Raw genomic sequence first — 10954 nt, 5'->3', positions numbered from 1 at the left:
GAACCAGTCAGTCGTTCTGCCCCGCCTCGACAGGTCGTTCGCCGGTGAGAGCGGAAACAGGAACCGTGCACGCGTCACCTCGCCAGGCTTCGACACCTTCCCTGATCGCGAATGCGGCGATCACGAGCGCGGCGACCGAGTCAGCCCAGGCCCAGCCGAAGAGCGAGTTGAGCAGCAGGCCGGCCAGGAGGGCGGCCGACAGGTAGCTGCAGATCAGGGTCTGCTTCGAATCGGCGATCGCGGATGCTGACCCGAGTTCCGTGCCTGTACGGCGTTCGAACCAGCTCAAGACGGGCATCACCACGAGGCTGACGGCAGCGAGGACGATGCCGACGGGGCTGTGTTCCGCCTCGCGGACCCCGAAGAGGGACAGCCCGGCGTCGACGATGACGTAGGCGGCCAGGCCGAAGAACGAAAACGCGATGACCCGCAGTGCGACCTTTTCGCGCTTCTCCGGGTCGGGTCCCGCGAATTGCCAGGCGACCGCCGCCGCGGACAGTATCTCGACGATCGAGTCGAGGCCGAACCCGATGAGGGCGGCGGAGGACGCGACCGTACCAGCCGACAGGGCGACGATGGCCTCGACGCCGTTGTAGGCGATCGTGATCGCAACGACCAGTCGGATGCGACGTTGCAAAGTCCTTCGTCGCAGAGGAGCGAGAAGGTTACGGCCTACCGACGTCCTGGTCATGCTGTCCGTTCAACCAGTGCCTCGAGCAACCGGTTTCATTGCGCGACCGCGGGCTTGTCGGCGATGGTCTGGATCGTCACATCGTCCAGGTTCGGCAGCGCGATGGCGAGCGCATGCTCGGCATTATGCGCGACTTCCTCGGCTTCGGCGAGTGTTGTATCCGCCACGACGATGGTCGCAGCTCCCTGAAGCCGGTGCCCGACCCAACGTAGTTGCACCCGCTGGACGGAAACGACGCCTGCGGTGTGCTCAAGCGCGTGTTGCGCGCGCTCGGCGAGGTCCGGCTCGATGCCGTCCATGAGTCGGCGGCCGATGCTGCGCACCGTTCCCCACAGCAGGACGAGAATCGCTGCGGAGATGAGTAAGCCCACGAGAGGATCGGCGAGCGGGAACCCCAGCATGACTCCAGCGGCGCCGAACACCACGGCGAGTGAGGTGAAGCCGTCGGTGCGGGCGTGCACTCCGTCTGCCACGAGAGCGGCCGAGCCGATGCGCTGTCCGACCCGGATGCGGTAGATCGCGACGGCTTCATTGCCGAGGAACCCGATGACGCCGGCAGCTATCACCCACCACAGGTTCGCAAGCGGCTGAGGGTTGACGAGCCGTTCGATGGACTGCCATGCCGCGCTAACCGCGGAGAGTGCGATGACCGCGACGATGACGAGTCCGGCGAGGTCTTCCGCGCGGCCATAGCCATAGGTGTAGCGCCGGGTAGCAACACGACGGCCGAGAAGGAAGGCGATCCAGAGCGGAACAGCGGTGAGTGCATCGGAGAAGTTGTGGATCGTGTCGGCGAGGAGGGCGACAGAGCCGGAGATGAGTACGACGGCGAACTGCAGGACCGTGGTTCCGAGCAGAATGAAGAGACTGATTTTCAGGGCACGGATGCCATGAGTGCTCGCTTCGAGGGCGTCGTCGATGGAGTCGGATGCATCGTGCGTGTGCGGCACGAACAGCCCGTAGAGGAATCCCTTGATGCCGGTCGGATGTGAGTGACCGTTTGGCCCATGATCGTGGCCATGACCGTGATCGGAACTGTGCCCGTGCTCAGTTTCATGGTCGTGGTCGTGAGGGTGGTCGTGGGCGTGGTCGTGGGAATGCTCATGAAAGTGCGCTGTGGTGCTCACGACGCGGCTTCAATTTCCGGTTCAGTCTCGGCATGGTGGTGCCGCGGAGTGCCGCCGAGCGAATGTTCGGCCTGGAATATCGCGTCGGAAACGAGCTGACTCGCGTGTTCGTTCTCCAGGCGATAGAACACTCGAGTGCCTTCTTGCCTGGTTGTCACGAATCGGGCGAGGCGGAGCTTCGCCAGATGCTGGGACACAGATGCCGGGGTCTTGTCGAGAGATTCGGCCAGCTCGCTCACGGCGCGCTCGCCGTCCCGGAGAGCGAGGATGATTTTCACCCGTGTTGCATCCGCCAGCATGGCGAACACCTCAACGGCCAACTCGACGAACTGGCTGTCGGGGTCTCGGCCACATACCTGCCTATCTGCATCCATACGCAGATACTAGCATTCCCGGTGCCATCTTCACCCGGCATCAACGGCAAGATCGAGGTTTTGGTGCGGGCGCGTTTGCCGGCCGACGACGGCATCTACCGCCCAACCGCCCGGCGATCCATGCTCGGATGCCCTCAGCGGCGAACGCCCCGGAGAGAGTCACGACATCGCTGCCCTGCATCTGCCGTGCCTCACGCCGCGTCGAGAAACTCGCGGACCTGCGCCACAACCGCCAGTCGCTCGACGCCCCGGGCGACTGCGAGCTGTTCGATCAGCCAACTCAACGTGACGATGGCGCCACCCAGAAGGTTGGAGGCATCCAGCGACAGAGTGTCTTCCTCAGACATCGTCGCCTTCAAAACTCCGTCGATTTCGTTGAGGCGGCGCAGCGCCAGGTTCATTGCGCTCGCGTTGAGATCCTCAGGCGCGTTGTGTTCATACGTGCTCACCGCGTCGAGAAGAACGTGCGCGGAAAGCCGGCCTGCCTCGGGAAATCGCTCGGTCATGAGTTCACGGTAGTCACGTCGCCCGACGGGACCTACCCCCAGTCGCTATTCCGCCTCTGAACCCTGCTGAGTACCCCCGGTGGGACTCGAACCCACACTGGAGCGATTTTAAGTCGCCTGTCTCTGCCATTGGACTACGGGGGCGTGCCCTACAAGCCTATTGTGTTGGACCGGACACCCTGACGTGGGCTATCCGGTTCGAGGCGTGACGACCACTTTGCCGAGCGCGCGTCCTTCGCCGACCGCTGCCAGCGCCCGTGGCACCTCATCCAGCGCGAAGGTGCGGTCGACATGAATTCGCACATCGCCGGCGGCGCACCGCTCAGCGAGGGGCCTGAAATGTGCCGGCCCCTCCCGGACGATGAGAATCCCCAGCCGTCGCCCGGTGACTGCTCCAACGACGGCTCCGACGGTTATCACCCGCAGGAGCGCTCGGACGTTGCCGCCGACGCAGAGGTACCGGCCTCCCCGAACCAGTGCCCGCCGGTAGGCGAACACAGATCGGTGAGCGACGAGATCGAGTACAAGGTCGAACGGCTCGCGCCGAGTGAAATCCTCGCGGCGGTAGTCGACAACATCGTCGGCTCCGACGTCGCGCATGAAATCCAGCTTGCCGGCATTGTCGACGGCGGTGACGTGCGCCCCGGCGAGACTGGCCAGCTGGATCGCGAACGAACCCGTCCCTCCCCCGGCGCCGTTGATGAGCACACGTTGCCCTGGTCGCGCACTCGCCGTTCCCTGAAGCGCGATCGCCCCTGACTGGGGCAGCGTCGAAGCCTCGACGAAGGTCAGCTCAGGGGGCTTGTGTGCGAGCGCCGATTCCGACGCCACGGCGAACTCGGCGAAACCCCCCATACGGCTCAAGTTGTCGCCGTACACCTCGTCTCCGACGCGGAACCGCGTGACACCGGCACCGACGGATGCCACCCGCCCGGCGATATCGGAGCCGAGCACCCGCCGCGCAGGAGCGCGGAGTCCCGCGATCCTCGCGTACGCAGGCACCCCTGTCAGTCCCTCCCAGTCCGACAGGTTGACGGAGGTCGCTGCGACCTCGACAAGCACCTGGTTCGCTCCGGGTTTCGGTATCGGAACCTCTTCCAACCTCAGCACCTCTGGCCGCCCGTAGCGGTCCTGAACAACCGCCTTCATGCGGAAGGGCCGTCGAACGCTGGACGCTCGGGAGAAAACATGCGAGTCAGTGTAGCGACCCCGAGCATCGGGCGCCTTAACGTCGATGAGCCCGATCCGTTCCGGATCGGGCTCATCCTGCGTATGGGGCTACTTCGACGCGGCGACCGTTTCCTTCTCGACGACCGGCTGAGCTGCCTTCTTGACTGCGGGCTTCTTGAGCACTTCGACCGGCTTGACGGCATCCGCAGCGGCGGGTGGCTTGGGACGGGAGGCTAACTCTTCGAAAGCAGCGCGCGGGTCCTGCACGGCCGTAAGGCTGACGATGTCGCGGCCGAGGAAGAAGTTGACGACCCACCCCAGAATGACGCGGATCTTGCGCTCCCAGCTGGGCATGGCCAGGCCGTGGTAGCCACGGTGGGCGAACCAGGCCGGAAGGCCCTTGATCGCGATCTTGCCTGACTGGAAGACACCGATACCGAGACCGAGGCCGGCAACGGCGCCCATGTTCTTGTGCAGGTATTCCTTCGGCTCCTCGTCGCGGAGGACCGCGACGATGTTCTTCGCCATGAGCTTGCCCTGGCGAACGGCGTGCTGTGCGTTGGGCACGCAGAAGCCGCCGACTCCGCCACCGGAGAGGTCACGGATCGCGGTCACATCGCCGGCGCCCCAGGCGCCGGGGACGATCTCGTCGTCGGTGCCGACGCGGAGGTCGGGGCGGACGACAAGGCGGCCCCGCTCTTCGATCGGAAGGTCGGTGTTGCGCACGATCTGCGGGTTGGCCATGACGCCTGCGGTCCAGACGATGAGGTCGGACTCGAACGTCTCACCGGTCGACAGTTCGATCCTGCCGTCGACGGCTGAGGTCAGCTGGGTGTCGAGGTGCACCAGGGCGCCGCGCTCGGCGAGGTTCTTGAGCACCCAGTGGCTGGTTTTCTCGCTGACCTCGGGCATGATGCGCCCCATCGCCTCGATGAGGTGGAACTCGATCTCCTCGAACGCGATCTGCGGGTAGCTCTTCAGCAACGCGCTAGCGAAGGAGCGGAGCTCGGCGAACACCTCGATGCCAGCGAAACCGCCACCGACGACGACGAAGTTGAGCAGGCGTGCGCGCTCCGGACCGGCGGGGAGGCTGGATGCCTTGTCGAAGTTCGACAGGACACGGTCGCGGATCGCGACGGCCTCTTCGATGGTCTTGAGGCCGATCGCCTGATCGGCGACACCCGGGATCGGGAACGTGCGGGAAACGGCACCGGCAGTGACAACGACCACGTCGTAGTCGAATTCCCACGGCTCGCCCCCGGCTGGGACGATCGTCGCCTTCTTCTCGGCGTGATTGATATTGGTCACCTTGGCGGTGAGAACGTTCGTCTTTTTGAGGTGTCGTCGCTGGGCGACGACCGCGTGGCGGGGCTCGATCGAGCCCGCTGCGACCTCGGGGAGGAACGGCTGGTACGTCATGTACGGGAGCGGGTCAACAACGGTGACCTCCGCTTCGCCATGGCGCAGCCATTTCTCCAGCTTCCATGCGGTGTAAAAACCGGCATAGCCGCCGCCGACGATCAGAATTTTTGGCACGGTGAGAATTCTCCTACTGGGGGGTCGCACGGACTCAAACAGGCTACTGTCTGCGAGCCGTCCGCTTGAGGTGCCGGGTGGCACCGATGGCACCGAGCACTACTAGGGTACCAGTTCCCAAGAACAGGGCGAGCGGAAGGCTCACATACAAGAGGGTGTCGCGCGTCGGGAGGAAGGGATTCGCCGGGCTGGCCGCGGTATCGAGCGGCGGAATTTCAGGGATGCTTCCCGTGTCTTGCGGGATGGCTTCGGGGGTGGCTTCCGCTTTCCTGTGCTGTGTGATCCACGCTGCGAGGTCACCCATCGGATTCTCGTCCACAGCCGGCACGACTGCCGTCACCGCGGCGACGGCGTTGACATAGCCGTGACCGTAAATGGCGTTCGGAAGGGTTTCACCCTGCACAGGGCTGGCGGTGCGGATGATCCGGTTGATGACATTCGCGGCATCCATGTCCGGGTAGCGGGCCCGGACGAGGGCGGCGACACCGGCGACGATCGGGGATGCCCCGCTGGTACCCGCCCACTGCACGTAACTGCCGTCGGGTGAGACCCCGACAAGTTCCTCACTCGGAGCGGCAACCGACAGGGTGATGCCCTTGCTCGAAGCGTCGTAGCTTGCCTTCCCTGCCGAGTCGACGCCTGCAACGACTAGAACGCCCGGGATCGTCGCTGGAGCGCCCACCTCCTCGGTGCCGCTGCCGCGGTTTCCTGCCGCCGCGACGACGATGACGTCGTTTTCGTGCGCGTAGGTGAATGCTTCGTCCCAGCTTTCGGGCCAGTCCTTGGTGTTGGTCGTCAGCGACATGTTGATGACATCGGCGCCGTTGTCGACGGCGAAACGGATGGCGTCAGCGATCTGGTCGGCGAAGGAAATGGTGGATCCGCTCGAGCCGAAGCCGACGGAAATCGAGATGAGGCTGGCATCAGGCGCCGCGCCGATGACCCCGTTGCCTTCGCCGTTGCCTCGGCCGGCAGCGAGTGACGCGACCCAGCTGCCGTGGGGGTTCTCACCCGCCCCTCCGACCGGAGTCCGGCCGTTGGCGCTGCCGACGCCTGAGGCGTCATGACCGGCGACGACCGCGCCGGCGAATTCGGCCGGCCCCTCCGAGATCCCGGTGTCGATGATCGCGATCGTCGTGCCTGCGCCCGTGCTGTGCTGCCAGGCATCGGCGATGCCGTAGTTCGCGAGCCAGTACTGGGCGTCACGGACGGGGTCGGCGTGCGCCGGCGTCACGCCAGCTGTCACCGTCCCGAGAACGAAGAGTGTCGCCAGTCCGCCCGCGAAGATCCCCCGATGCTTCTGCATTCCCTGCTCACTCCCCCGCCGAAACGGCCTCGTCGTCGTCCACGACACACTGGCACACGGTGGGAGACCACGTGGCCCGCTCCAGCGCTCGATCCCCGATCGGGTTGACTCCGGGACCGGCGGCGAGAGCGTGGCCGACAAGAGCGTGCAGGCACTTCACCCGGACCGGCATCCCCCCTGCTGAGATGTTCGCGAGTTCCGGCACCACCGCGATGCTCTCGCGATCGGCGAGATAAGCCTCGTGAGCTGCCGCGTAGGCCGCGCGGAGCTTCTCGTCGGAGGCGAGGTCGTCGTTGTACTCGTTCATCACCTGGGTGGCTTCGAGTGTCGAAACGGCAGCCGTCGCCGCCGGGTGCGTGAGGTAGTAAAAGGTCGGGAACGGTGTTCCGTCATCGAGCCGCGGAGCCGTGGAGACGACCGTCGGCGCCCCGCAGATGCAGCGCGCCGCGATTCCGACGACATTGCGGGCTGGCCGGCCCAGTTGGGCGGAGACGGCCCGGATATCGTCGGCCGTCACGGTCTCGAATGGCGGTGTCGTCATGCATCCATTATCCCTGCTCAGGGAGTCGGCTCCGGCGTCGGTGCCGGCGTTGGCACCGGAGGGTTCGACGGGACTGTCGAGACCTCCGCCAGTCCTGCGGTGACGAGCGACGCCAGCATCGACTCGGCCCAGTTCACCTTCGTGGCCGTCAGTTCGGTGCTGACCGGTTCCTCCTCCTCACCCAGCAGCGCCGCATCGACGTCGTTCAGGACGATGAAGCTGACCTCCCCTGGATTGACGTAAAAGAGTCTGTCGCGCGCCTGGGTCATCACGTAGGTGCTGTCGTTCCACCGTTCGCGTTCGGCACTCAGCCGCTCGATCTCGGCCTCGCTGGCGGTGACGGATGCCTGCAGCTCCGCGATCTGCTGACGCTGTTCGATGTACGCCTTGAGATTGGGTGCGATGACGACGATGCCCAGCACCAGCAGCGCCATCATCAGGAGCCCGAAACCCGAGAAACGGATGCCGCGGATCCAGCTCCCTGCCTCAGCCTCCGGCGCTGATGCTCCGGTGCGGTCGGCCCATCTCGCTGCGGTGGCAGAGCGTCGAGTCGACGTCGAGCGGTTTTTTCCTGGTCGTCTGGCCACGCGCCGCTCCCCTTCGATCTCCACTGCTACCAAGCACAACTCCCGGCAGGCGCCGACGTTCGACGCATACCGGGAGTTGTGTCAGACGGTTACGCCGAGAACCTCGGGAAGGCGCTGCGACCCGCGTAAACCGCGGATTCGCCCAGCTCTTCTTCGATCCTCAACAGCTGATTGTACTTCGCGACCCGCTCGGACCGGGCAGGCGCACCGGTCTTGATCTGGCCGGCGTTCGTCGCGACAGCGAGGTCAGCGATGGTGGTGTCCTCGGTCTCACCTGAGCGGTGCGAGAGGATCGCCGTGTAGCTCGAGCGCTGCGCCAGGGCGACGGCGTCGAGTGTTTCGGTGAGGGTACCGATCTGGTTGACCTTGACCAGGATCGAGTTCGCAACGCCGAGGCCGATGCCCCTGCCGAGACGCTCGGGGTTGGTGACGAAGAGGTCGTCGCCGACGATCTGGACCTTGTCGCCGAGTTCGGCGGTGAGGTGCTGGTAGCCTTCCCAGTCCTCCTCTTCGAGCGGGTCTTCGATGGAAACGAGCGGGTACGCCTCGACCAGTTCGGCGTAGTACGCGCTCAGGTCCTGCGCCGAGAGCTGCTTGCCTTCGAAGTGGTACGCGCCGTCCTTGAAGAATTCGGTCGCTGCGACGTCGAGCGCGAGCGCGATGTCCTTCCCAGGGGTGTACCCGGCGTTGGTGATCGCTTCGACGATGAGGTCGAGTGCGGCACGGTTGCTCGGCAGGTTCGGCGCGAAGCCGCCCTCGTCGCCGAGACCGGTCGCGAGGCCCTTCGACTTCAGCAGCGCCTTGAGCGCGTGGTAGGTTTCGACGCCCCAGCGCAGGCCCTCCGAGAAGCTGTCGGCGCCGAGCGGAACGATCATGAATTCCTGAATGTCGACGTCGTTGTCCGCGTGCGACCCACCGTTGATGATGTTCAGGAGCGGAACGGGAAGGACGTGGGCGTTCGGGCCGCCGAGGTAGCGGTAGAGCGGAAGGTTCGCTGCCTGAGCGGCGGCCTTCGCAACGGCGAGGCTCACGCCGAGGATGGCGTTGGCGCCCAGGCGCTCCTTGTTGTCGGTTCCATCGAGGTCGATGAGCGTCTTGTCGAGCAGTCGCTGGTCGTCGGCTTCGAGGCCTTCGACGGCGTCGCCGATTTCGTCGAGGACCGCGTCGACGGCTTTAAGCACGCCCTTGCCCTGGTAGCGGTCGGCGTCGCCGTCGCGAAGTTCGTAGGCTTCGAACGCGCCGGTGGATGCGCCAGATGGAACGGCAGCGCGCTCCACCGTGCCGTCGTCGAGAAGAACCTCGACCTCAACGGTCGGGTTCCCGCGGGAATCCAGAATTTCGCGAGCGCCTACAGCATCAATGAGTGCCACAGTTTTTCTCCTGTTCGAGGTGGTGCCGGTGGATTGTGTGGAGCGACGTTGACCCGCGCTCAGTCTAGCCAACCGGCTTCGGCACGTTACGAGCGCGTTTCGGCGCCCACCCCTCGAATGGCCGGAATTTCGACGCTGGCACACAAAGCCCCTCGACGGATCACCGGCGCGCATCATGCCGACGCCGCGCAGGCATTGCAGGAGATCGCACGTTTCGCAGGAGAAATCTGGTGAAAGCGTCCTGATAATCGTGTGATCTCCTGCTTTACGTGCGAGCAGCACGAGACAAGGAAAACAGCGCCAGACAAGGAGCGGAACCGCCGACCCATCCTTGCCTGAGGGCTATTCCGTATCTGGTGCCGACGATCCACTCAGACGGGGCGACGGCATCCTGTGCCGAGGGAGTGGCCGGGCGCCCATGGGCGCCGGCGCATCTCGCCGTCGCTCCACCGTTGCACTGTTCAGCCCAGCGGCTTGAGGTCCAGCTCAGCAGCGGATGCCGTCGAAGCAGTCACGAACGCGAACGCCGTGAACCCTTCACCGGTGACCCGGTCGAGCAGTGCCTTGAGGTTCTTCACCCGCTTCTCCAGCCGCACCCGCTTGCCCGAGGTGATGAGTTCGGACTTGAGCCCGACCAGGGCGGCCGGGGCGACGTCGCGGTCGTAGACCAGCACCAGCGAGTCGCTGCTGGCATCCTCTGTCAGTTCGAGCAGGTCGACAACGCGCTCGAAGCCGATCGAGAACCCCGTCGCCGGAACGTCCTGGCCGAGGAATCGCCCGATCATTCCGTCGTAGCGTCCACCACCTCCGAGCGAATAGCCAAGCCCCGGGTGCTCGATTTCGAAGATGGGACCGGTGTAGTAACCCATCCCCCGCACGAGGAACGGGTCGAAGATGACAGGGGTCGAATCGGCGTGGGCCGCGGCCGCGCCGATCATCGTCAGTTCCGCGATGACGGAGTCGTCGACGCCGAGCGGTAGCTGGGACCGGATCTGGGCTTCGCCGAAGAGCTGGTCCTCCGGCGTGGGGCGCGCGAAGAACTCCTCGAGCCTGTTCACCGCCTCGGGTGTCGCCTCGCGCTCACGAAGTTCGGCGAGGACGCCGGCCGTTCCGATCTTGTCGAGCTTGTCAACGGTGATGAGGACACCCGGGTGTTCGGCGGGCACGAAACCGAATGCGTCGAGCATCCCGGTGAGCAGACGGCGGTCGTTGATTCGCACGCGGCATCCGGTCAGTCCCAGTGCTGAGAGAGCCGCGGATGTCGCGCTGATCAGCTCGATCTCGGCGAGAGGCCCGGCCTCGCCGATGATGTCGATGTCGCATTGCATGAACTGGCGGTAACGGCCCTTCTGCGGGCGCTCCGCACGCCAGACCGGCGCGATCTGGACGGCCCGGAAGACGGGAGGCAACTCGGCGCGGTGAGTGGCGTAGAACCGGGCGAGAGGCACGGTCAGGTCGAAGCGCAGACCCAGGTCGGCGAGCGAGTCCAGGCTGCCGGATTCGGCGGCGCTGACGGCATCCTCGGGGGTCAGCCCGCGCTTGAGCACGTTGAAGGCAAGCTTCTCGTTGTCGCCGCCGAGGCCAGAGTGCAACCGGGCGAAATCCTCGACGACGGGCGTTTCGATTTCATCGAATCCGAAACGGGAATACACCGACCGGATGATGCCAAGGGCATGCTCTCGTCTGGCCTTGTCCCGTGGAAGGAAATCGCGCATGCCGCGGGGCGGGGTAACAGGAGAGGCCATG

At 65.3% G+C, this 10954-nt stretch carries 12 protein-coding genes and 1 tRNA gene; all 13 read right to left on the bottom strand.

Going from position 1 to position 10954, the window contains the following annotated elements; translation table 11 throughout:
* Positions 1-7 precede the first annotated feature (7 nt).
* A complete protein-coding gene (locus tag ACLQ62_RS10250; protein WP_411721534.1) occupies positions 8-691 on the bottom strand; it encodes a cation transporter in 684 nt (227 codons plus the stop codon).
* A 35-nt stretch (positions 692-726) separates the two neighbouring features.
* The gene (locus tag ACLQ62_RS10245) at positions 727-1818 is read right to left on the bottom strand and encodes a cation diffusion facilitator family transporter (protein WP_411721533.1); all 1092 of its coding nucleotides are present in this window, start codon (positions 1816-1818) and stop codon (positions 727-729) included.
* Complete coding sequence (locus tag ACLQ62_RS10240; protein WP_411721532.1) at positions 1815-2192, bottom strand: ArsR/SmtB family transcription factor; 378 nt, start codon at positions 2190-2192, stop codon at positions 1815-1817. Before ACLQ62_RS10240 ends, ACLQ62_RS10245 begins: the two co-directional genes overlap by 4 nt.
* A gap of 30 nt (positions 2193-2222) precedes the next feature.
* Complete coding sequence (locus ACLQ62_RS10235) at positions 2223-2330, bottom strand: nucleotidyltransferase domain-containing protein (protein ID WP_411721535.1); 108 nt, start codon at positions 2328-2330, stop codon at positions 2223-2225.
* A 53-nt stretch (positions 2331-2383) separates the two neighbouring features.
* Positions 2384-2698, bottom strand: a complete 315-nt coding sequence (locus tag ACLQ62_RS10230) for a hypothetical protein (RefSeq protein ID WP_411721531.1) — start codon at positions 2696-2698, stop codon at positions 2384-2386.
* Between the two features lie 71 nt (positions 2699-2769).
* Positions 2770-2842 (bottom strand) — tRNA-Leu (locus ACLQ62_RS10225).
* A gap of 45 nt (positions 2843-2887) precedes the next feature.
* The gene (locus ACLQ62_RS10220; protein ID WP_411721530.1) at positions 2888-3847 is read right to left on the bottom strand and encodes an NAD(P)-dependent alcohol dehydrogenase; all 960 of its coding nucleotides are present in this window, start codon (positions 3845-3847) and stop codon (positions 2888-2890) included.
* Positions 3848-3976: 129 nt separating this feature from the next.
* Positions 3977-5404, bottom strand: a complete 1428-nt coding sequence (locus ACLQ62_RS10215; RefSeq protein ID WP_411721529.1) for an NAD(P)/FAD-dependent oxidoreductase — start codon at positions 5402-5404, stop codon at positions 3977-3979.
* 43 nt (positions 5405-5447) lie between these two features.
* The gene (locus tag ACLQ62_RS10210) at positions 5448-6710 is read right to left on the bottom strand and encodes a S8 family peptidase (RefSeq protein ID WP_411721528.1); all 1263 of its coding nucleotides are present in this window, start codon (positions 6708-6710) and stop codon (positions 5448-5450) included.
* A gap of 7 nt (positions 6711-6717) precedes the next feature.
* On the bottom strand, positions 6718-7251 hold the full coding sequence (locus ACLQ62_RS10205) for a DUF501 domain-containing protein (protein WP_411721527.1): 534 nt from the start codon (positions 7249-7251) through the stop codon (positions 6718-6720).
* 17 nt (positions 7252-7268) lie between these two features.
* A complete protein-coding gene (locus tag ACLQ62_RS10200) occupies positions 7269-7838 on the bottom strand; it encodes an FtsB family cell division protein (RefSeq protein ID WP_411721526.1) in 570 nt (189 codons plus the stop codon).
* An 89-nt stretch (positions 7839-7927) separates the two neighbouring features.
* Positions 7928-9208, bottom strand: a complete 1281-nt coding sequence (gene eno, locus ACLQ62_RS10195) for a phosphopyruvate hydratase (RefSeq protein ID WP_411721525.1) — start codon at positions 9206-9208, stop codon at positions 7928-7930.
* Between the two features lie 461 nt (positions 9209-9669).
* Positions 9670-10953 (bottom strand): histidine--tRNA ligase, encoded by a 1284-nt coding sequence (gene hisS / locus ACLQ62_RS10190; protein WP_411721524.1) that lies wholly within the window; start codon positions 10951-10953, stop codon positions 9670-9672.
* Position 10954: the final 1 nt, after the last annotated feature.

The organism is Mycetocola sp., from assembly GCF_046716805.1.
In the GTDB taxonomy this organism is placed as follows: domain Bacteria; phylum Actinomycetota; class Actinomycetes; order Actinomycetales; family Microbacteriaceae; genus Mycetocola_A.
The sequence above is the reverse complement of the archived record's forward strand: the minus strand, read 5'-3'. Positions and strand labels throughout refer to the sequence as shown.

Excerpts from the sequence above, each read along its gene's own strand:
- ACLQ62_RS10210 (WP_411721528.1), bottom strand. The coding sequence starts at position 6,710 with ATGCAGAAGCATCGGGGGATCTTCGCGGGCGGACTGGCGACACTCTTC.
- ACLQ62_RS10240 (WP_411721532.1), bottom strand. The coding sequence starts at position 2,192 with ATGGATGCAGATAGGCAGGTATGTGGCCGAGACCCCGACAGCCAGTTC.
- ACLQ62_RS10220 (WP_411721530.1), bottom strand. The coding sequence starts at position 3,847 with ATGAAGGCGGTTGTTCAGGACCGCTACGGGCGGCCAGAGGTGCTGAGG.
- ACLQ62_RS10230 (WP_411721531.1), bottom strand. The coding sequence starts at position 2,698 with ATGACCGAGCGATTTCCCGAGGCAGGCCGGCTTTCCGCGCACGTTCTT.
- ACLQ62_RS10205 (WP_411721527.1), bottom strand. The coding sequence starts at position 7,251 with ATGACGACACCGCCATTCGAGACCGTGACGGCCGACGATATCCGGGCC.
- hisS (WP_411721524.1), bottom strand. The coding sequence starts at position 10,953 with ATGGCCTCTCCTGTTACCCCGCCCCGCGGCATGCGCGATTTCCTTCCA.
- ACLQ62_RS10250 (WP_411721534.1), bottom strand. The coding sequence starts at position 691 with ATGACCAGGACGTCGGTAGGCCGTAACCTTCTCGCTCCTCTGCGACGA.